The sequence below is a fragment of the Longimonas haloalkaliphila genome, from assembly GCF_055379825.1.
Window position 1 is genome coordinate 3089612 of record NZ_AP043948.1, and the last position, 19947, is coordinate 3109558.

At 60.8% G+C, this 19947-nt stretch carries 17 protein-coding genes and 2 CRISPR repeat arrays; of the genes, 2 read left to right on the forward strand and 15 right to left on the reverse strand.

Annotation, left to right across the window (positions count from 1 at the left end; translation table 11 throughout):
* Nucleotides 1–115: 115 nt before the first annotated feature.
* From ACZ48V_RS12085 to ACZ48V_RS12100, 4 genes are all read right to left on the reverse strand, one after another.
* Entirely contained in the window at nucleotides 116–1090 is a 975-nt protein-coding gene (locus tag ACZ48V_RS12085; RefSeq protein ID WP_464539473.1) for an ABC transporter substrate-binding protein, read from the reverse strand.
* A gap of 120 nt (nucleotides 1091–1210) precedes the next feature.
* The gene (locus ACZ48V_RS12090) at nucleotides 1211–1615 is read right to left on the reverse strand and encodes a hypothetical protein (RefSeq protein WP_464539474.1); all 405 of its coding nucleotides are present in this window, start codon (nucleotides 1613–1615) and stop codon (nucleotides 1211–1213) included.
* A gap of 149 nt (nucleotides 1616–1764) precedes the next feature.
* The gene (locus ACZ48V_RS12095; protein WP_464539476.1) at nucleotides 1765–2301 is read right to left on the reverse strand and encodes a 3'-5' exonuclease; all 537 of its coding nucleotides are present in this window, start codon (nucleotides 2299–2301) and stop codon (nucleotides 1765–1767) included.
* A gap of 82 nt (nucleotides 2302–2383) precedes the next feature.
* Nucleotides 2384–3439: a YihY/virulence factor BrkB family protein gene (locus tag ACZ48V_RS12100; protein WP_464539478.1), complete on the reverse strand. Its 1056-nt coding sequence runs from the start codon at nucleotides 3437–3439 to the stop codon at nucleotides 2384–2386.
* 344 nt (nucleotides 3440–3783) lie between these two features.
* Here ACZ48V_RS12100 and ACZ48V_RS12105 point away from each other — a divergent pair, with 344 nt between their 5' ends.
* Nucleotides 3784–4548: an HAD-IIA family hydrolase gene (locus tag ACZ48V_RS12105; protein WP_464539479.1), complete on the forward strand. Its 765-nt coding sequence runs from the start codon at nucleotides 3784–3786 to the stop codon at nucleotides 4546–4548.
* Nucleotides 4549–4576: 28 nt separating this feature from the next.
* Nucleotides 4577–5355: direct repeats of the CRISPR family, unit length 28 nt; unit sequence GGTCTATCTCCGCGTGGGCGGAGGCATC.
* A gap of 113 nt (nucleotides 5356–5468) precedes the next feature.
* A protein-coding gene (locus tag ACZ48V_RS12110; protein WP_464538641.1) for an IS630 family transposase occupies nucleotides 5469–6607 on the forward strand; the annotation gives its coding sequence in 2 pieces (ribosomal slippage) (nucleotides 5469–5901 and nucleotides 5901–6607; 1140 coding nt in all).
* Between the two features lie 10 nt (nucleotides 6608–6617).
* Nucleotides 6618–8293: a CRISPR direct-repeat array (repeat unit 28 nt; unit sequence GGTCTATCTCCGCGTGGGCGGAGGCATC).
* A gap of 131 nt (nucleotides 8294–8424) precedes the next feature.
* On the opposite strand, the gene cas2e is transcribed toward ACZ48V_RS12110, so the two are convergent.
* The 11 genes from cas2e to casB (ACZ48V_RS12165) all read right to left on the reverse strand — a co-directional run bounded on the left by cas2e (nucleotide 8425) and on the right by casB (ACZ48V_RS12165) (nucleotide 19935).
* On the reverse strand, nucleotides 8425–8838 hold the full coding sequence (gene cas2e, locus ACZ48V_RS12115) for a type I-E CRISPR-associated endoribonuclease Cas2e (protein ID WP_464539481.1): 414 nt from the start codon (nucleotides 8836–8838) through the stop codon (nucleotides 8425–8427).
* On the reverse strand, nucleotides 8816–9709 hold the full coding sequence (gene cas1e, locus ACZ48V_RS12120; RefSeq protein WP_464539483.1) for a type I-E CRISPR-associated endonuclease Cas1e: 894 nt from the start codon (nucleotides 9707–9709) through the stop codon (nucleotides 8816–8818). Before cas1e ends, cas2e begins: the two co-directional genes overlap by 23 nt.
* Before the next feature lie 99 nt (nucleotides 9710–9808).
* Complete coding sequence (gene cas6e, locus ACZ48V_RS12125) at nucleotides 9809–10597, reverse strand: type I-E CRISPR-associated protein Cas6/Cse3/CasE (RefSeq protein WP_464539484.1); 789 nt, start codon at nucleotides 10595–10597, stop codon at nucleotides 9809–9811.
* A gap of 6 nt (nucleotides 10598–10603) precedes the next feature.
* Entirely contained in the window at nucleotides 10604–11395 is a 792-nt protein-coding gene (cas5e, locus tag ACZ48V_RS12130; RefSeq protein ID WP_464539486.1) for a type I-E CRISPR-associated protein Cas5/CasD, read from the reverse strand.
* Nucleotides 11392–12660, reverse strand: coding sequence for a type I-E CRISPR-associated protein Cas7/Cse4/CasC (gene cas7e, locus ACZ48V_RS12135; RefSeq protein ID WP_464539488.1), 1269 nt, complete (start codon nucleotides 12658–12660; stop codon nucleotides 11392–11394). Before cas7e (ACZ48V_RS12135) ends, cas5e (ACZ48V_RS12130) begins: the two co-directional genes overlap by 4 nt.
* Nucleotides 12661–12705: 45 nt before the next feature.
* Nucleotides 12706–13185 carry a type I-E CRISPR-associated protein Cse2/CasB gene (gene casB, locus ACZ48V_RS12140; RefSeq protein WP_464539490.1) on the reverse strand — a complete coding sequence of 160 codons (480 nt, stop codon included), beginning with the start codon at nucleotides 13183–13185 and terminating at the stop codon, nucleotides 12706–12708.
* Entirely contained in the window at nucleotides 13178–14632 is a 1455-nt protein-coding gene (locus ACZ48V_RS12145; protein ID WP_464539492.1) for a hypothetical protein, read from the reverse strand. The genes casB (ACZ48V_RS12140) and ACZ48V_RS12145 overlap by 8 nt, the downstream gene beginning before the upstream one ends.
* Complete coding sequence (gene cas3 / locus ACZ48V_RS12150; RefSeq protein WP_464539494.1) at nucleotides 14629–17208, reverse strand: CRISPR-associated helicase Cas3'; 2580 nt, start codon at nucleotides 17206–17208, stop codon at nucleotides 14629–14631. The genes ACZ48V_RS12145 and cas3 overlap by 4 nt, the downstream gene beginning before the upstream one ends.
* Nucleotides 17205–17975, reverse strand: a complete 771-nt coding sequence (cas5e, locus tag ACZ48V_RS12155) for a type I-E CRISPR-associated protein Cas5/CasD (RefSeq protein ID WP_464539496.1) — start codon at nucleotides 17973–17975, stop codon at nucleotides 17205–17207. Before cas5e (ACZ48V_RS12155) ends, cas3 begins: the two co-directional genes overlap by 4 nt.
* 43 nt (nucleotides 17976–18018) lie before the next feature.
* Nucleotides 18019–19284, reverse strand: coding sequence for a type I-E CRISPR-associated protein Cas7/Cse4/CasC (gene cas7e / locus ACZ48V_RS12160; protein WP_464539498.1), 1266 nt, complete (start codon nucleotides 19282–19284; stop codon nucleotides 18019–18021).
* A gap of 60 nt (nucleotides 19285–19344) precedes the next feature.
* The gene (gene casB / locus ACZ48V_RS12165; protein WP_464539500.1) at nucleotides 19345–19935 is read right to left on the reverse strand and encodes a type I-E CRISPR-associated protein Cse2/CasB; all 591 of its coding nucleotides are present in this window, start codon (nucleotides 19933–19935) and stop codon (nucleotides 19345–19347) included.
* Between the last annotated feature and the right edge of the window lie 12 nt (nucleotides 19936–19947).

Sequence of the window (19947 nt, forward strand, 5' to 3'; positions counted from 1 at the left end):
AGACGCTTCTTTGCTTACTGTTTGCTTATGTTTGCTTATGCACCGGATCTATGCATTGCATATGCATTGCAACGGTGCACTGAATCGGTGCATTGCCCGGGTTGCCTCCAATCGGTTACGCAGGCGTTTCAGCAGCAGACGGCCGTCCACGCTGCATCTCGTCGGGGCGGGCGGGTACAGCCCCGGCACGGTCGTTTTCCGGATACAGCGCCTCGGCCACAAGCTCAACGGCCCGGTAGAGACGCGGGCCCGGACGATTGAAGTAGGCGTTGCCGTCGAACACAAAAACGCGGCCCGCCTGCACGGCGCGCAGGGTAGGCCATACGGGATGCGCGGCGAGCGCGTCCCAGTCGCGGGCCGTTTCGCTGAGGGCAAATCCACACGGCATCACGAAGAGCACATCCGGATCTGCATCGGCGAGGGCCTGCCACGTGATCGTGCGCGACGCATCGCCCGGCTCTGCCAGGAGCGCGTGTCCGCCACCCTGCGCTACCACGTCGGGCGTCCAGTGCCCGGCTGCCATGAGCGGATCCATCCACTCGATGCAGGCAACGGTGGGCAGCGACTCGGGGTTGGTACGGCGCTCCAGGCCGATCGCTTCGTGCAGGGCGCGCAGCTCTTTCTCGCGCGCGCCGATCCATCGCATGATGGATTCGGTGCGGCCCAGCAGGCGTCCCATGCGCAGGGCGGTATCGAGCACCGCCTTAAACGTGTCTGGCTCCATCGAAAAGAGCTCGGGCGGCGCCTCTGCCCGGTCGTTCATGTAGCGGTGCAGGTCGCCCTCGATGTCGGATAGCGACGCAGCGCAGACCTCGCACTGGGCTTGCGTGAGCACCACGTCGGGCTGCAGATTCGCCAGGCGGTCCAGGTTTACGTCGTAGAGGCTCAGTCCTTCTTGCACCCGGCGTTGCACCGCCTCGTGGATGGCCCGCGATCCCGTCTCCTCGGGATACGTGGGCGCGGTGAGCACCGGGAGCGATGTAACCGAAGGCGGAAAGTCGCATTCGTGCGAGCGCCCCACCAGCTGGTCGAGCGCGTCCATAACGGCAACCCACTCGGTGGCGGCGGGAAGTAGCGACGCAATGCGCATGCGAATGGGGAAACGTGAGCAGTGGCAGTGAAAAGACATCTCTTTGATGAGACATATATACTATGCGCGACTCGCCCATACGTTGCCTGCTGGCCTGCGCCTCGCTTCCCCCTGACTGCTCTACCGGCTGCCTCCTCCGGTTTCGAGGATGACCTCGCAGAGTAGCCGTTTCTGGGTGAGGCGCACGGCGCGCCACAGGTTAAATGCCGCTGCGAGGCTGAACAGCACCGGCCACAGTACAATGGAGAAGGCGTTGGCGAATGGCGTTGTGGTGAGTGCTGTGCCGGTGTGGGCCAGCGTGGTGAGCAGTGCGCTGGCCACGAGCAGAACGAGCGCGGCCACCGACGTAGCCTGCGCCCACCAGAGGGCCCGCTCGATGCGCGGCAGCTTTTCGCGGGCCACCTCCTTAAAGGCGCCTCCGCGCTCCAGCTCCTCGCGCTCTTCGTTCGACAGGTAGACCTCCGCATCGCCAAAGGAGGCGGCGTGGAGCGCATCGAGAAAGCGGTTCTGCAGGGGCGTGGGCATGGGCGGCGGGTCGTTGAAGCGATGGGCAGCGCGAATGTACGTATGCTACAAGTACGTATGCTACAAAAGAGCGCCCGCGAATGCGAGTTGGGGCAGATGGTGCGCCCAAACGGGTGCGCTCGAAAGGGGGGCGCTCGAAAGGGATGCGTTCAAGGGGCCCAGGCCATGCGCTGCAACCCGGCATCGGCGAGGGTCTCTATGTTCAGGCGGTTAGCAAGCGCCCAGAGCACGGCCCGCGTAGCTACAGCATCGCCCCGAGCCGTGTGGAAGGTCCACCCGGAGGCCTCCTCGCGGCCGACGAGGCGCCGCGCCAGCGTTTCAAGCGCCAGATCGGGCAGCCCCAACTGGGCGTCCAGGCGCGCGGCGCGGGCCAGCGACAGGGTGTCGATGTAGCGGAGGGTAAACGATGCCTGGTGCTGCCGCTCGGCTTCATACGTCAGGAAGCGAAAATCAAACGCGAGGTTGTGGCCGACAACGACCGCATCCGCAAAACAGCGCAGCAGCCGGTCGAGCGGCGCGGCCACGGGCCGGTTGGCGGTGCGTTGCCAGTACAGGCAGGTCGTTTGATGGTCGAGCACCGCGGCCTCGGTGATGCGCGCGCCCCGGTCGGGACGCAGCCCGGTTGTTTCGAGATCAAAGAACCGGAGTGCACTTGCGTGCAGGGGCCAGTCGGTATCGTGCGGCATCGTGTGCGTCCGGTAGGTTTCGTTCGAGTGGTTGTTTTGGTCTGTTTTGGAGGATGCGGAGCGCCAACTGCTCCGTGAAGGACTATCGCTTCCAGAAGATGGCGATCAGGGCTCCGAGTATGACCCATCCCAGACGCGCGGGCCATACCCGTCCTGAAGCGGGTGCGCTCTCAGGGGGGGCGGATGCGGAGAGGTTGGCAGCCGGCGTGCCGTGCGCAGCCAGCTCCGGCGCATCCATCTGACTGCGTTCTGATCGGCGATGGGCGGCGTAGACGCTCGTGAACTCGGCCCCCAGAAAGAAGATCTGCGCCACGTAGTAGATCCACAGCAGCAGCGCCGCGAGTGCTCCGGCGGCGCCGTAGGCCGAGGCTACCGTGGCCTGCCCCAGATACCAGGCCATCCCGCTGGTGCCCAGGCTAATGAGCAGGGCTGTACCTATTGCACCTGCCCACACGTCGGCCCATGCTACATCGGTATCGGGAAGCAGCCGGAAGAGCAGGGCACAGAGCCCCGCCAGAAGCACAAGCGTACCGAACCGCTCCAGCAGGTAGAGTCCGGTAGCGCCCCCCAGCGTAGCGATCATTCCGCTGAGCACAGCATTGAGCACAAGACTCGCGAGCAGTCCGGCCCCCACAGCCAGCACCAGCAGCAGCGAGAGCAGCCGGCTCCGCAGCAGTCCCCACACGCCGGTATACGTGGGCGTAGCGTCCCAGATTGTGTTCATCGCGTCTTGCAGGCGCGCGAAGAACGCCGTGGCGGCCACAATCAGCAGCGCGCTACCCAGGAGCACCGCCCAGGTGCCCTGCGCGGGCGACACCGCGGCCTCCTGCAGGATCCCTTCCACAAGTGTGCGTCCGGCCGGCCCCACAACGCCCTCGACCTGGTCGAGGATGGCAGCCTGTGCCTGCATCGACTGCCGCCCGTACGCCAGCCGAACTATCGCGAGCGCCAACACCAGCAGCGGCGCGAGCGAGAAGACCGCATAGTACGCCACCGCCGCCCCCAGCCGCTCGGCCCGGTCCTCGCTGTACGCGCGCAGCGTATCTGTCAGCAGCACCTTGAGCGTGGCAGCAGCGGAATCATCGGAGGGATCCTCAGGGAGGTCACCCGAGAGATCGTCGGAGGCAGCGTCGGTCATAAAGCGCGGTAGGTTTGTTGGGATGCGGGCGGCATGCGTTTCTTCCAAATGTGTTTCTTCCAACCCACCGCGACACAGCCCGTTCGCTTCAGCCTCTGCCTTGCCTTCGCAGTTGTTACCGGGCAGATTCATTTCGCAACATCTGTTTGCCTGCATCCGGGAAACGACGCTGCAGAGGGGCCCGTTCGGATATCGTTTGCCTGTATCGTCTGCTCGTGGCGCCTGCCTGTAGCGTTCCTGGCGTGCGCCCGGCCTCCCCGTCTGGTCTATCTGTCTGGTCTATCCGTCTGGCCAGTGGCACCGAGTACGCACACCCCTTTTTTCTTTCCAACCACGTTCTGCCCATGATTGCCGATCAATTCGACGTATTTCTGCTTGACCTGGACGGAGTGCTCTATCTCAGCGAGGAGCCGATTCCAGAAGCCCTTGACGCGGTGGCGCAGCTTATGGAACGCGGCAAGACCGTTCGCATCCTGACCAACAACCCGCGCCTGCCCCGCACGGCGCTGAAGCAGCGCTTTGCAGAGGCTGGACTCTCCCTATCCCTGTCGTCGATCGTGACGTCTGGGTCGGCCGCAGCGCGCTTTCTGGCGCAGGACGGCGTTGCCCGGGCCGATGTGGTGGGGAGCGAAGGGGCACGCGAGGCGCTGCAGTCCGCGGGCATTGCCATCACGAGCACCGCGCCCGAGGCCGTCGTTGTGGGCGCCGACCGCGCCACGACCTACCTGGACCTGCAGCGCGCGATGGATCACATCCGACACGGGGTCCGGTTTGTGGGGACCAACCCGGACACCTCCTTTCCGACGCCATCGGGGCGAGACCTGGGGGCGGGTGCGCTGCTGCAGGCGCTTGAGGCAGCCACGGGCGTGGCCCCGACGATCGCCGGCAAGCCCGAGCCGCTTATCTTCGAGATGGCCTGTGCCGGACTTGCCTCCGATGCCCGCATCGTCATGATCGGCGACAACCCAGACACCGATATTCGAGGAGCGCGCCGGGCGGGGCTGTCGAGCATCCTGGTCACCAAACCGCCAGTTCCCACCGACCTCGCCCCAGACCGCACGCCCGACTTCACCATCGAAACGCTCACCGCGCTCTTTGAAGAGCGGTGACGGGCGTTCTGGGGTTGTGAGAGGCTTGGGTCTATCTCCGCGTGGGCGGAGGCATCCAAAGCGTAAGGAAGGCAACTCCTTACGTGCGAGGGCTATCTCCGCGTGGGCGGAGTCATCGCGGTTTTTACACGCTGTGAATAGACGCTGAGAGGTCTATCTCCGCGTGGGCGGAGTCATCGTGGGCTTGGCTTGTGCCGGATCTGATGCGCGCGGTCTATCTCCGCGTGGGCGGAGTCATCTCGCGTAGCTCGTAATGCTGTAGGTCCTTTCTCGGTCTATCTCCGCGTGGGCGGAGTCATCCAATCCCGGTCTCAAACTCTTCTGTGACTGCAGGGTCTATCTCCGCGTGGGCGGAGTCATCGAATCAAACTCCGCGACAGGCAGCTCCGATCGGGGTCTATCTCCGCGTGGGCGGAGTCATCCGCTGACTTTGGCTTGTTAGACCTGGCCAGCGCGGTCTATCTCCGCGTGGGCGGAGTCATCCTTCGAGAGGTATTCGCCGCAGGTTTCGCCCAGGGTCTATCTCCGCGTGGGCGGAGTCATCACCATCTTGCCCGCGGACTTTCGATGAAAGCATGGTCTATCTCCGCGTGGGCGGAGGCATCTTTGTGGTGCCCTGCCCGTCCTGCGAACCTGCGGGTCTATCTCCGCGTGGGCGGAGGCATCCGAGCTGCCCGTCTAGGCTATCGTCAAAGGTTAGGCTATCGTCAAAGGTAAGGTCTATCTCCGCGTGGGCGGAGGCATCCGGGATGCTGCGCTGTGTCGGGCCGCCATAATCGGTCTATCTCCGCGTGGGCGGAGGCATCACAGACCATCACCATCTTCTGCATAGGGCGCTAGTGTACTGTCAGGCGTGAATCTGTGATCTCTGTTTAGTATATTGTTGAGAGTCGCTCTTTGAACGCTTGTCGCCCAATGCCATGCCCACCAAGAAATACCGAGTCGAACTCACTGAAGAGCAGCGGTCCCATCTCCTCGAACGCCTCGGGCGCGGGGAGCGTCCAGCAGCTGAGCAGGCGCGCGTTCGTGTTTTACTGAAGGTGGACGAAGGTCCAGACGGGCCGGCTTGGACAGACGATCGCACGGCCGAAGCGCTGGAAGTGGCCTCCAGCACGGTTGCGGGGATCCGGCAACGCTTCAGCGAGCGCGGCCTTACCGGCTGCGTTGAGCGAAAGTCCCCAGACCGCGAATACGACCGCAAGCTCGACGGGGAGCAGGAAGCAGAGCTGATCCGTCTGGCCTGTTCTGAAGCCCCCGACGGCCGCAGCCAGTGGAGCCTGCGCCTTCTGGCAGACCGGATGGTTGAACTGAACGTCGTGGAAGACCTGTCCCACGAAACGGTCCGACAAACGCTAAAAAAAACCAGCTCAAGCCTCACCAGAACCAGCAATGGGTGATCCCACCGGAGCAAAACGCAAACTTCGTGGCGAAGATGGAAGACGTGCTTTCCGTCTACAAGCGCCCCTACGACCCGGAAAGGCCGGTGGTCTGCATGGACGAGATGCCGCGCCAGTTGATCAAAGAGGTCCGGAAGCCGCTCCCGATGGAATCCGGCAAGCCGAAGCGCCACGACTACCACTACGAGCGAAATGGAGTGGTGAACCTGTTTATGTTCTTTGAACCGCTGGCAGGGTGGCGCACGGTGATGATTCGAGAACGGCGGACCAAAATAGACTGGGCCCACTGCATGAAACGCCTCCTCGAACAGCACTACCCCGATGTCGACCGAGTTGTCTTGGTCATGGACAATTTGAACACGCATGGCTTATCGAGCTTCTATGAGGCGTTTCCTCCAGAAGAGGCTCGCTCGTTAGCCCAGCAACTCGAACTTCACTACACGCCGGAGCACGGAAGTTGGCTGAACATGGCGGAGATCGAAAACAGCGCAATGGCCCGACAGTGCCTCTCGCGCCGCATTCCGGAAAAGAAAGCCATGAAGGAAGAAGCATTGGCTTGGTCAAAGCGACGCAACGAAAACGGCACGGTGGCAAACTGGCACTTCCGGACCGAAGATGCACGCATCAAACTACGACGACTTTACCCACACATTGACGGCTGACACTACACTAGGTCTATCTCCGCGTGGGCGGAGGCATCGTACCACGATGTCAAGTGCCTTACCGCGCTTATGGGTCTATCTCCGCGTGGGCGGAGGCATCTCAAGCGCATCGTATTTCTTCTGCAAGCGCTCGGGTCTATCTCCGCGTGGGCGGAGGCATCCACACGGGGCATGGGTGACGGCCCCGCACCCGGGGTCTATCTCCGCGTGGGCGGAGGCATCCTCCGTGGGGGGGTTTTTTATGCCCCCATACTAGGTCTATCTCCGCGTGGGCGGAGGCATCCGCAACCGCTTGTCGGGGCAGGTGCCTCCGGCAGGTCTATCTCCGCGTGGGCGGAGGCATCGTCGCCGACGTGGCGGGGGTGCGAAAAAGTGTAGGTCTATCTCCGCGTGGGCGGAGGCATCCGCAGGTAGCGCATCTGGTCGCGCACCGTCTCGGGTCTATCTCCGCGTGGGCGGAGGCATCAGGTGTGACCCGCCCGCTCTCATCTGAGGTATCGGTCTATCTCCGCGTGGGCGGAGGCATCGCTGAATCAGCCCCCCTGCAGGCTACCAGACGGGTCTATCTCCGCGTGGGCGGAGGCATCAGATTTCTATACCTTGTCGCGGCGCACAATCCGGGTCTATCTCCGCGTGGGCGGAGGCATCACTTTATCCTCCGAGGTCGCTGAAAAAATGACGGGTCTATCTCCGCGTGGGCGGAGGCATCTCATTGTCTTGATAGGCTACAGTAAAAGATGCGGGTCTATCTCCGCGTGGGCGGAGGCATCCAAAAATAACGTCGGACTCTTTTCTTTGTAGAGGGTCTATCTCCGCGTGGGCGGAGGCATCGTACCACGATGTCAAGTGCCTTACCGCGCTTATGGGTCTATCTCCGCGTGGGCGGAGGCATCTCAAGCGCATCGTATTTCTTCTGCAAGCGCTCGGGTCTATCTCCGCGTGGGCGGAGGCATCGCGTAACGCTGCGCATAGCAGGCCCAAAATCTGGGTCTATCTCCGCGTGGGCGGAGGCATCAGGTGGTGCTCTGCCAGCTACACGCCTATCCACGGTCTATCTCCGCGTGGGCGGAGGCATCCGATGAGTGACGTAGACGCTGTGTCGAAGCTGGGGTCTATCTCCGCGTGGGCGGAGGCATCGTGTCTTGTTTGCGTGTTTGTAAGTGCTGTATCGGTCTATCTCCGCGTGGGCGGAGGCATCACGCAATAGCGAACGCTTTAAACTGCGCATCGCGGTCTATCTCCGCGTGGGCGGAGGCATCGCAATAATGTCTTGAACGCGCTCCTCTCGAAAAGGTCTATCTCCGCGTGGGCGGAGGCATCATGGGCATGCGCCACGGCAAAATAACAAGCCGGGGTCTATCTCCGCGTGGGCGGAGGCATCGGCCCCGCGCCCGTGTGGTGACATCGTGTGCCAGGTCTATCTCCGCGTGGGCGGAGGCATCCCGGGTCTTTGTAGCCATGCAGCAGGTAGCCCAGGTCTATCTCCGCGTGGGCGGAGGCATCCAGGGGGGCCAAAGGGCGCGATCGCGGGCGGCGGGTCTATCTCCGCGTGGGCGGAGGCATCCTACTGCGCGACCGTAGGGAGCACTCGCCACAGGGTCTATCTCCGCGTGGGCGGAGGCATCGCATTGTAGCCTTTCGCGCCAATAGCTGCAGCGGGTCTATCTCCGCGTGGGCGGAGGCATCCCTGCGCCACTATGTCGGGGCGCAGCATTGCTGTAGAGTATACAGATCAACGAACCCATTGTCAAGATGCTCTAAGCTGCCAGGATGGCGCATACCACCCATGGGACGTCTCCCCTTCGCATCCGCCTATTTTACGCTTCGTTTTCGGTGTTGGAGGCGTCGGACGCGTGCCACAGGCGCGGGTCGTCGGCATCCATCGGGGGTTCGTCGACATCAGCCAACTCCATGATTTCATCGACGTGGTGGGCTGCCGTCAGGTCGCGTACGGTAAGCCACAGGCCCTCCGCCTCCACAAACTCTTTCTTGGGCCAGCCCAAGAACCGAATCGCCATGCCCGAGGGGGCCGTGCGGCTCTTCCAGAAAAAGACCACCCCGGCATCCTCCGGCAGCAACTCGTTCCAATTGAGCATCACGCGCCACACGCGTTCGCGGACGGCTTTTTTCATGCGTGGCGCTACGTACACACCGGGCGCTACGGCTTGCATGCACGAGCACAGAAAGCCATCGAAGCGGTCGGGGGTGTTACGCGTTACGGCTACGGTCATCGACATCGAGCACCTCTTTGATACGATCGATCATGGTCGGAATAATATCGTCTTTATGCAGCGTGCGCCCGGCCAGCTTGCGGGTCGTTGCCTCGATGTTGGTACGTCCGCGCTGGTTATGCCGTTTTGTGGCGCGAAAGGCAATGGGCAACGTGACGGTGCTGCGCATCATGTCGGCAATATCAAGCGCGAAGGCGTGTCCCGATGATTCGTGGATAAACCCAAGCTGCGGCACGGCTCCTGTTACCGCTACGGCCACGCGCGCAGCAGCGTACATGGCGGTGGAGGCGTGGTTGATTGCTTTGTTGATGGCGTCGTCGGAGTCCGGATCGTGGCGATCGTATCGACGTCCGTCCCAGTTGATACCGTGCTGGTTGGCGAGGTTACGGTAGACTTTCTTCATGCGGCTGCCCTCCATACCGCGCAGGCTGTCGAGGTCGCGGTGATACTTGGGCAGTTCCCCGCCCATCCGAATCGCGTACATGTGCCGGGCGATGTCGATGCGCGTATCTTCATCGGCCCACAGTTCGGCATGTTTGCGGGCGCGCTTGGCCCGATCGGGGCCGAACGGCATGCTGGCCGCATAGAGCCGCACGCCTCGCGATCCGACCGCGAGCACTCCGGTTTGCTGACGCGCCAGCAGGCGCAGGGCATCGTGACTGATAACAGTGCCCGGCCCGAGCAGCAGGTTCGAGATCTGCTGAAACGGAATGTCGTAGGCCCCCGCATCAATGTCATAGAATCCGGCGGTGGTGAACACAAGATTCCCGGCCTCCACAGCCAACCGTCCACGCTCCAACCACATGAGTCCGTGCCGATCGGCATGAGGAATGCGAGCGGTTTCGAGTCCGAGGCGTCCTTTGAGGGGCATAAGAGTTGAGGGATGGAAGAATGGAGGAGTGGAGGGGTGGAAGAATGGGATTGCACATGCACTCTTATCCACACGTTCGCCCTTCCCCACCTTGATTCATCACGCGCGCCGCACCTTCAGCATCCCAAAGCCAAAGCTCTTGTGGCGTCCGATCCCGGAGCGAAGGAGCGCCTGAAAGGCGTCGCTGTCGGTGACGGTAAGGGTGCCACTGAGCGTCACGTCGGGGCGCTTCACGGTGTGGGCGGTGCGGTCGCCGTTCGAGTTCGTCTGTGTGCGGCGGACCATTCGTTCAATCGAGAAGCGCTCCACCCCGGCGTCGAGCAGTTCGGCCCCTCCGCGCGCATTGAACTGGCGCTGTAGCCACTCAACATAGACGGGTTCGCGGTCGAGCGATTCGTCACTGGTCCACTGCCGTGCCAGAAAGGCGTCGAGCTCTTGGCCGGCGTTCCAGGTGCGCTCGTCGCCCTTTTTGTTGGTGCCGCTGCCCGCCGAGGATTTGCGGATCACCGGACAGGCGCGCAGTTCGAATCCGAGACGCATGCCTTCGGGAAAGGTCTCGGGCATCGGCTTCGAGGCGAGGCGCTCCCATTGGCCGATCTGGTAGACCGTGGGGGAGGCGAAGCCCTGCGCCAGGGAGTGCAGAGTTTCATCATCCACATCGGTATATCCCAGCACCTGCACCTGGCGTCCGGGCGAGCCATCGTTTTCGACGCTATAGGGTTTGGGCGCCTGGTCCTGAAATAGCTCACCCAGCGCGCAGTGCACCAGGTAGTTGGTATCGGTCTGCCGCAGAGGGAGGCCGAGCATGCGTCCGAGCGTGGTCAGCCCTTTCGCATCCAGCTCGAACTGGATCATGTGTAGGGAGGCGGTGGCGGTAGTCGTAGACATTGTATTTTAGGATTCGTTGGAAGAGGAATGAAGGGTGTCAATGGCCTGAAACCAGTCATCAGCGAGAGATTCTTCGCGGACATGCCGTTCGCCTACGTGGATTTGATTGGCCCAGTCGCGAGCATCCGTAACAGGCGTAACATTTCCGGAGGCATCGGCCTCACATGTATGCCAGATGCGAGTTGGCGTTAAGGCATTTCCATCTGCGTCTTTGGCAAAGGTCTCCGGATCCTGGAGCGCAGCAGCAGGCGAATCCGCGTGAACAATTCCCTGATACATGCGCACACCTGGGAGGCACGGCTGGCGCCCGATGAATAGCGGCCGTTCCGGCTTTTGCAGTGCATGTGCAATTTGTTCAGTGGAAAGGTGATTGACATGTAAGGCCACGGTGTACACGGCGCCCGCCCAGTATTCTCTGTTGCGTTGGACCGTGCCTTTAGAGGCATCACTTCCGGCACGCTGATCTAAGTGCCCCCATGTGGTCCATGCATGATTGTTTGTTTTCCCTTTAGCAAGAAGATGACCATCGTGGTCTGGGCGGTCTTCGCTAGAGCCGAGCCATGCAGTCTGGTAGTCCACGATCTTTTCGCCGGGCACGTCTTCGCGCACGGCATAGGAAAGACCACGCTGTAGGCGCTCGTGCTTTTCAGGTTCGCGACGGTCGTAGCCCAGCGCATTCGCCAGCAGCCCCGTCATCATCGACAGGGCCGGAAACGGCTGGATGAGTCCTTCTTCGCTGACAATCGGCGCGCCAAAGCTCATCATGGGCGCGTCAAAACGTAGGAGTGCAATCTTCATTGGATTTGGCCATTTGTGCGCGTGTCATCGATTTGCGCTTCGATCCAGTCTGCTACGTCGGGAAGCGGGTGTTTGGATGCGGGAAGCTGATCGACTTCTGCTGTCGTTGCGCAGATCCGGTCTTCCTTTGCGCCATACATGTCATCCATGCGCTCGGTGTAATCGGTAAGCGCCTCAACACTTGCGTCCGTCAGGTCTTTTCCGTTTGGCGTGACAGCCTGCCGGAAGGCATTGGCAAGCGTGCGGGGCTGCTCGTCACCCGACTCAACCATTACGAACTCGGCTTTGGCGTAGGGGGCCGTTGAACTGAGCTTGGCTCCCGGCGAGGCGGTGGTGATGGTGTACAGAAAGCGGCGCAGTACATCTTTTGTGAGCGTGAAGTCTTGCTCTCGCCACTCCTCTCGCTCACACCCTTCCAGGTTGCTCACCAGAAGCGGTAGATCGACAACGACGTAGCTGTAGAACAGCCCGCTGGTAAGCTGCTTCACGTTGATATGTGCGCTTCCGGCTTCGGTGCCGCCGGTTGTTTCGTCTTGGAGGTCGTCGACGGCGGTGAAGTAGTCATCCTCACGCTGCTGAGCGTGAGTCGTGATGGCGTGTGCTACGTGCACCGCCGCATCGCCCTGGGCCATCACATCGCTGGTCACCATGCGCCCGTGCATGGCTGCGTCGATGCCCATGGCGTTGCCAAGGGCGGCTAAATTACTACTCACGTCATCAATCGCAATAGCATCTGCGATGGCTTTACTTGTTTGGGCGGCGCTGTCCTCGCTATAACTATCGTCATCAGCCAGTCGAATCAGCGACTCTTCAGCTACCTCGCGGAGATATTTCACTTCGGGATTGCCAAGGACAACAAGCTGCGAAAGCTCGGTCTCTTTCAGGGGTTTGTCCGAATCCAGCACGGTACGAGCATTGCTTTTCAGCTTACCCTTCGTCGTTTCTCCGCTCAGCACGGCTTTGGAAATCGCATGAGTTACAGCGGCGGCGAGCGTAGTGTCATATCCTTCTTGAATAAGCGGCTCCGCGATCTTCTGCCGGAACGTGCGCCGCGACCGAATGGCCATATCACCCGCCTTACGGAGAGCATGCTTGCCGTCGTATTTGCGCCAGTGGTACTTGAGCGACTGAGAGGAAACGCGGGTACGCGTCGCATTGCCAAACGGGAGGCTTTTTGCGAAACCTGCATCGTCACGGTTAAGCAAGACACCGGGGTAGGACGTGAGCAAGTGAAACTGCAAAAATTGGGTGTTGGACGTACTCATAGGTCGTGTATGTGTATGGGTGATAAAGGAATGTACGTTGGCTGGTTACTCGTCGGTATCGTGCGCTGTATCGTTTGATGTATTGTCGTGGGTGTAATAGTCCTGGGCAATACGCAGGCGCATGCGTTCAGCGTCTTTGCCTTTGTAGTCAAAAAGGAGGCGGCGGATGTCATTCCAGTTCGCCTTCTGGTTTGCGCTTTTAAGCTGCCTGGCCGTGCGGCGCAGAATACCGGGGAGTAGGTCGTCGTCGGCTTCGAGGAGCCGCTTCAGACGTGCCTGCGAGTACCCGGCCTGCTTCAGGGCTTTGCCGAAGCGTGTGCTGCTGTATCCACTGATGGCAATGCACTGGATGATGAGTTGCCACTTCGGCAAATCATCGGTATGCGCATCTGCCTTCCCGATCGATGAGAGTAAACGCCAGAACGGCTCACCCGGCGTGCCCCGGCGCAGTTCAGCCTGCTCACCGGACCTCATGTTGGTGTAGACATCATAGAGCGCCTCGGTTTGGTTCTCGGATTTAGACATAGGCTGATTCGTTGTCGAATTGATTGGCATACGTGAATGCTGCTCGGGCTCGGTTGTCGAAGACCGATTGTGCCTTGGCCAGCCGCTTCCATCGGTGTTTGTTCGGAGAAAGCTCTTTTGCCTCTCTGAACTTTGTTTGCAAAGCCTCAACCAGAATGGTTTCCCAGAACGTCTGGCGCTCCTCGTCCTTCATGTCAGGCGCTTCGAAGAGCCGATCAAAGAAACGCTGGTCGATGCGGGCGTGGAGGGCACTGATCTGGCGGTTTCGAGCAGCCATCATTGCGTCTGGGATACCACTGCTGGTGCCTTCATCGGCATCCTCGCAGAAGATCCAACCCAGCGCATGGGAGAAAATGCTCTCGGCGGTTTCCGCTTTCTGGACGCGACGCTTTGACTCTCTTTCAATCTTATCCCAGCCTCTGCGGCGGTTGGAAAAGGGAATGATGCGCTGCAGGTCGTTTACACGTCCTCCTTGCTCTCCTGTTACCGCGCGACAAACGATGTACCCCTTGGTAGCCTCAGCAAAACTGATGGGACGCTCGTAGGTATCGCCAAAAATAATGTCGCGGAGCCGACGGTACTCAAAGTCACGACGGCTCGGATTAAGCACTTTATCTTCGCTAATGTTGACTGGTGCCCAGGGATCACCCGTCTGCCCTTTGACGTCGCCCGTAACGCGTTCGGCATCTGTACTTTTCTTCATCCATGCCTCCCCTTTTCGGATTCGACGTGGGCAGTCAATAAACAGTGGATGAAGTCGGGCAAGATCCAGGCTTCCGTTTCCACTCCATGACTGTGTCCAAAGTAAAGGGGATATCTCTCGTTTGAAGCCGTACTTTTCTTCAATACGATCCACGTGTGTATTGAGCACCTTGATTTCGTGCATAATCCAAGGCCCCAGCCGAAGGCTTGGGGTCAGTCCAAAGAAGGGTCGACTTCCGTAGCTTCCATTCATACGTACAGTACGGCGTCCACCCGGTGAGTAAAACCCTGTAGTTTGCACGTTCACTAACAGGTAAATCCAGTGCTCATCTGTGGGTGTATGCAACCGGCGCATTTTGAGTGCGTGGCTTTTCGAGAGAACCGGCACATCGTATTCGGTCGGATGGATTTCCTTCCACCCGTCCAGCGTCCCCTCGGGCACCGGTGGCTGCATGAATGCGGGCTTGCTTAGATCTTCGGTGTACAGATTCCAGGCCTCGGGTACCGTTAGGGCTGCCAGTGCCTCGCGCCAGCCCGCTTCGGTTTCAGGCAGATCGCGGTTTTCCGTGGCGATGGCGCCAAGCTGGGCCAGGAAGCAGTGCCAGGCTTGTTTCTGATGTGCTTGCAGCTTGGCAAACGACTCCACCGCATCATTGCACAGCAGCACATAGATGCGGGGCAGGCTGCACATTTCGTGGCCAGTGCTGGTTTCTACAGTAAATACCGGGTCGTCGAGTAGATTCATGTCGAAGATCGTTTTTGAATGCCACAGTTGGTGTAGGTGAACGAGGTGTCTGCAAATGTAAACCCGAAACCTTCGGACACAGGGTGTACATGCGTTGCTACTCCGTTTTCCGGGCGCTGGCCTGGTCCAAACAGGTACGGCGAAAGAGTCATCTCTTCCACCGTTTTCCCGAAGGGCGTTTGCATAGGCTCTGGCAGCGCCACAACAATGTCTTGTTCTCCAAGGCGCGTCGCAAATCGCTCACCTGAAAAGCCATTTGCATCATCCACAAACGGCTTTTTCCAGGACAGTTTAGCGTTCTTTGCGCCGAGAATTTCCTCACGTCGGCCCGTGCGCAGGTAGGTGACGTGCGCCGCCCAGCGTGAATCAGATTGCTCGATATGGGTTAGTACGTCGGGATGCGTAGCCTCTTCGACGAGCGTGCGGTTATCGCGCGGAATAGAGATGGTATTGCGTTCTTCTAATGCCTGCCAGGTGGCCTCAATGATGCGCAGGTCGTCGTACACCGATCCCAGTCCGGGACCTGGGTGGCCTGTCCCCGTGTCAGGCTTAATCGTATGTGCAATGCTTCGATGCGAAGGCGTAAGTACCACGCACCGCGCCGTTTCGTATCCAGCGGGACGTTGCCCCGTACGGTCGTGCCGGTGCAGACGCCCAATACGCTGCAATAGCACATCCATTGGGCAGAGGTCGGTGATTAGCAGATCGGAGTCAATATCGAGCGACTGCTCGACCGTCTGCGTGGCAACGGTTATGATGCCGCCGTCATGGGAACGCGAGGGCTGACCGTCCACCTCGTTCTTTCCGTAGATGCGCTCGATCTGCTTGTCTAACTGCTCACGATCGTGCGCGCAGTAGCGGGAGTGATGCGGGGCAGAAATAAGGCCATTTTCCGTGGGAATGGTAAACGCATACTGCGAATCGATCTCGTCGAACACGCGCTGGCACTCGTTCACAGTATTTCGAATGATAAGGACATGAGCGCCTTCTGCAGCCGCGGCTTCAGCACGACGGGCAATTGCTTCGGGGGCACGCATCAACGGGGCAAGGTCAAGCGCGACTTGTTTTTCATCACCTGTGGGAGGTGGAGGCTCCTTTGGATCGGTGACAGTCCCGCCATTGACATGGCTTACAAGCGGGTAGTGCTGCGTTTGAGCTTCCTCGAAAGAAGGCGGATCTTCGCCGGTGAAGGTGGCTCGGGCGCTGGACCCAAGGGTGGCCGACATCAGCAGCGCGTGTCCGCCCATCTGCTGATGCAACGTAAGCACATTGTGCAACAATTCGTTCATATACGTGCTGGATGCGTGCACCTCATCCACTACCAGAAAGCTACGTGCCAAGCCGGCAAGCCGAAGATGCGCATGCCGCACACGGAGCGTAGTGAGCAGCACCTGGTCGATGGTACCCACGGCGATGGGCGATGCCATGTAGCGCTTGCTGGATTCGGCGGCCCATCCCCGATTATCGACGTTTTCATCCCAGCGCACCTGCCAGCCAAATCGCGTCCCCTCCACGTCATCCACCTTCAGATAGCCCGGTACGGCCAGGTGCACCGGGGGGTGATCGGTGCCAAACATGGCGTCGCGCGCCTCTTTGACGCGGTGCTGAAGCTGTTTGGCTGCGGCACGGGTGGGAACGGCAAAGTACATGCTGTCGACGAGGCCTTCCTTGAGCAGCCGTGCGTATCGTCCGAGTGCAGCTTCCGTCTTTCCAGATCCGGTAGCCGATTCCAGAATCGACAGGGTACCCTCTTTGCTCGTCGGAAGCTCTTGCACCGCTGTTTGCACCTCGTACGGATCGTATCCCCCCAAAATCGTAGACAGCGAGGCATCTACATCGGTGTTCAGTGTCAGACCGAGTGCACTAAAAGCCTCACGTGCATCCTCGCGTGCATCGCCAATCGCCGTAGCAGGGTTGATACGCGTCGCATTAAACCCGAAGAAGGTTGTGTCAGACCCGATCCAGTCGGCCAAGGTGAGCGCGCCGTTGAACAGATGCTGCACTTCGGGGCGAGTGAACGGCGGCGCATCTCCAAACGCTTTTGGGTACCATTCACGCGTCCACTCCCCAACGTCTGACAGTCGGTTCACTGCTTTTGGAGGCCATAACCCTTTCTTCGGAGGCTTTACTTCCACGAGTGATCCGTGATGACTCCACGTCGTATGAAGCCAGTCCATCGTGTCCCACATATCGCCAAACCAGGGATGCATGTCGGAAAGCTGAAGCGCATCCTCAATGGTTTCCCAGTGCTCTTCTGAATCAAGCATCCCCACTATGGGCGTCACATGATCGCAGATTGGCTCGCCGCCAAAGGCGCGGTTCTGAAACCCTTGATTCACCTTGCCCGCATCATGCAGAGCGGCAAGTGCGCCGAAGCGCTGAATCTGCGTCTCCGTAAGAGCGTCCTGCCCCATCAGATACGCCATGCGTGTTCCAATCATGGTATGGCGAAGCAGCATTTCGAGACAGGCCGCCACTTCAGCCGAGTGTGCCACCAGCGGATGCCAGTCCACGACTGGACTCGTTCTGTCTCGGTCGTCTTCGCGCTTCAATTTTGCCCATGGATGCGTAATCATGCAGAGGAAGCGTTTGAGGAAAGAGCATCGTCATCAACAGAAAGATCCCCCGCCGCAATCCAGCGCTGGCCGACATGGATCTGGTTGGTCCAGTCGCGCTGGTCGGTGACGGGACGGCGGGTGGCATTGGGCGTGGCGGAGTCGGATTGCACACCTGCGGGCCACCAGGCGGGATACGTGGCGTCGGGGTCGCCCTGGTGGTCGGCCCGGTCGTGCAGGGGGGCGTGGCGCAGCGCATCCACCAGACTGGAGGCCGCACGCCGCTCAACCACGAGATCGCCCGCTGGGAGACACGGCTTGCGTCCCAGGAAAAGCGGGCGCGCCGGGTGATGCAGCGCGGCTTCGACCTCGTCAAGGGTTGGGGCTTCATCCGCCGGGTCGAGCGTGCAGGCCACGGTATGCACCGCGTCGGCCCAGTAGTCGCGCTGGCGGATGTGTGTGCCGCTGCTGGCGGAGCCGCCCTTGCGCGTGTCAAGCGTGCCCCGTGTGGTCCAGGCCCGCTTGTCATCCATGTAGGGCGCGCCCAGGTTTACCGTCTGGTAGTCCTGAATCTGCCGCCCCTTGCGGTCGCGGCGCGATGCGTAGCGCAGACGCTGTTGCAGGCGCTGCAGCCGGTCCGACTCGCGGTGGTCGATGCCCAGCGCGTTGCCAATAAGCCCCGTCATCATCGACAGCGCCGGGTACGGCTGGATCACCCCGTGGCTGTCTACAATCGGCGCACCGAAGCTGATGAGCGGCGCATCGAAGCGAAGAATAAGCGTATCCATATAAATGCAGGTTGATGCAAAGAGAACGGCGGATACGAATGCGCTATGCGTTTTCAACCTGCCCGGCCGCCCACTGTGCAACTTCGGGCACCGTATGGGTGTGGTCGACGCCCGTAGCGTCTACCAGCCCGTTGGTCGGACCCATAGCGGCAAGGCGCCGGGCGTTTTCGTGGCCGTACATGCCGTCCATGTCCTGCAGATAATCGGACAGCGCATCGTAGCTGTGCTTCAGCACATCCTTACGGGGCACGGCGGACTGGAAGGCGTTGGCCAGCGTGCGCGGCTGGGCGGTGCCCGATTCGGCGAGCAGGCACTGCGCGTGCGAGTACGGGGCGGTGGAGCCGAGCATGGCTCCGGGCGACACGGTGGTCATCAGGTGCACAAAGCGGCGCATCACCTCCGACGCCAGTTCGCGGTCGGCCTCCTGCCAGTCGCTTCGGTCGATGCCTTCGAGGTTTGAGACAAGGAGCGGGACGTCAACCACGACATAGCTGTAAAACAGTCCGCTTGTAAGTTCTTTGGTGTTGATGTGCCCGGCGCCGAGCTCGCCGCTGGCTTCGGGCTCGTCGCGGCGCAGTTCGTCGACGGCCGAGAAGTAGTCGCTCTCCGCTTCCTGGGGATGCGTGGTGAAGGCGTGCGCTACGTGGATCGCCGCATCGCCGCGGGCCAGCACGTCGCTCGTGGCCATGCGCCCAAAGAGCGAGGCGTCGAGCCCCGAGGCCATGTGCAGCCCTTTGAGGTTTTTCTTGAGGTCGCGCTTGGAGATGTCGCGCATCAGGTCGGCCGCATCGCTCACGGTATCCTTGTCGAGGTCGGGATCGTCGTCCCAAAACACCGACAGCTCCTCGCGGGCGGCATTGATTTTCTCGGCAGCTACCTCGCGCAGGTAGCGCACCTCTGGCGCGCCCAGCACGACGATCTGGTTGGTGTGGATGGCCTCCCACGGATTGTCATCTTCGCCGGGGTCGATGATGTTCTTCGTATCCCGCTTCCCGGCCTTCTTATCCGACAGCAGCCGTTCTTTTAGCGCAAACGTGACAGCGCGCACGAGCGGAGCCGGGTGCCCCTCGTCAATAAGCGGCTGCGCTACGCGGCGCTGAAAGGTCTCGCGCGAGCGGATGGACATGTCTTCGCCCGCGTTGCGGATGGACTCGGGTCCGTCGAAGTTGCGCCAGTGGTATTTCAGGCACTGCGAAGAGACGCGGGTGCGGGTGGTGCCACCGAATGGAAGGGTTTTAGCAAACCCGGCGTCGTCGCGGTTGAGCAGTGCCGAAGGATAGGATGTGAGGGTGTGAAGCTGAATAAACATAGAAGGCGTATCGGTTCGCGTAAAAGAGATTCTCAGGCGGCAGAAGCATGCCGCCGGGTATCAGGAGTCGTCTTGTTCTTGCTGGTAGAGCGTGCTGTAGTAGGCGCGGGCGATGCGAAGCCGCACCTTGTGCCCGCCATCGCCGCGCGTGAACAGCAGGAAGGCGACATCAGCCCAATTGGCTGCCTGGTCTTTGCTGGCCAGATACTGGGCCATGCGGCGAAGAAGCTTCGGGAGCGTCTCGTCGTCAGCCTCCATCAGACGGGTGAAGCGAAGCTCTGACCAGCCCGCCAGGGCAAGCGCCTTGCCGAGCGGCACCTCGTAGTCATGCAAGCCTGCACAGTGGGCCATGCCCATGAGCAAGAGTCCCCACCGGCGCTCATAGCGCGCAACGGCGGCGTCGGAGGTCCCGTACTGCGGATCGGGCTCAGGAATGCCGAGGTGATGCAGCACTTTCCACAGGGCCGGTGTTACGGGCGCATCCGTATTGATGCGACGCAGCGCTGCACGATCACCGTTGGAGAGACTGCCGTTTTCGGGATCAAGCATTCCCGCCGCGCGGCCTACCGCGGATGCCAAATTGGGGCGTTCCACAGAAGTAGATGCATCTGCGTTACGGGTGTCAGTTGATGAGATCGAGGTATCGGGCATAAAACATTGGGG

Coding starts and splice junctions, on each gene's coding strand:
- ACZ48V_RS12085 (WP_464539473.1), bottom strand. CDS start 1,090: ATGCGCATTGCGTCGCTACTTCCCGCCGCCACCGAGTGGGTTGCCGTT.
- ACZ48V_RS12090 (WP_464539474.1), bottom strand. CDS start 1,615: ATGCCCACGCCCCTGCAGAACCGCTTTCTCGATGCGCTCCACGCCGCC.
- ACZ48V_RS12095 (WP_464539476.1), bottom strand. CDS start 2,301: ATGCCGCACGATACCGACTGGCCCCTGCACGCAAGTGCACTCCGGTTC.
- ACZ48V_RS12100 (WP_464539478.1), bottom strand. CDS start 3,439: ATGACCGACGCTGCCTCCGACGATCTCTCGGGTGACCTCCCTGAGGAT.
- ACZ48V_RS12105 (WP_464539479.1), top strand. CDS start 3,784: ATGATTGCCGATCAATTCGACGTATTTCTGCTTGACCTGGACGGAGTG.
- cas2e (WP_464539481.1), bottom strand. CDS start 8,838: ATGACCGTAGCCGTAACGCGTAACACCCCCGACCGCTTCGATGGCTTT.
- cas1e (WP_464539483.1), bottom strand. CDS start 9,709: ATGCCCCTCAAAGGACGCCTCGGACTCGAAACCGCTCGCATTCCTCAT.
- cas6e (WP_464539484.1), bottom strand. CDS start 10,597: ATGTCTACGACTACCGCCACCGCCTCCCTACACATGATCCAGTTCGAG.
- cas5e (WP_464539486.1), bottom strand. CDS start 11,395: ATGAAGATTGCACTCCTACGTTTTGACGCGCCCATGATGAGCTTTGGC.
- cas7e (WP_464539488.1), bottom strand. CDS start 12,660: ATGAGTACGTCCAACACCCAATTTTTGCAGTTTCACTTGCTCACGTCC.
- casB (WP_464539490.1), bottom strand. CDS start 13,185: ATGTCTAAATCCGAGAACCAAACCGAGGCGCTCTATGATGTCTACACC.
- ACZ48V_RS12145 (WP_464539492.1), bottom strand. CDS start 14,632: ATGAATCTACTCGACGACCCGGTATTTACTGTAGAAACCAGCACTGGC.
- cas3 (WP_464539494.1), bottom strand. CDS start 17,208: ATGATTACGCATCCATGGGCAAAATTGAAGCGCGAAGACGACCGAGAC.
- cas5e (WP_464539496.1), bottom strand. CDS start 17,975: ATGGATACGCTTATTCTTCGCTTCGATGCGCCGCTCATCAGCTTCGGT.
- cas7e (WP_464539498.1), bottom strand. CDS start 19,284: ATGTTTATTCAGCTTCACACCCTCACATCCTATCCTTCGGCACTGCTC.
- casB (WP_464539500.1), bottom strand. CDS start 19,935: ATGCCCGATACCTCGATCTCATCAACTGACACCCGTAACGCAGATGCA.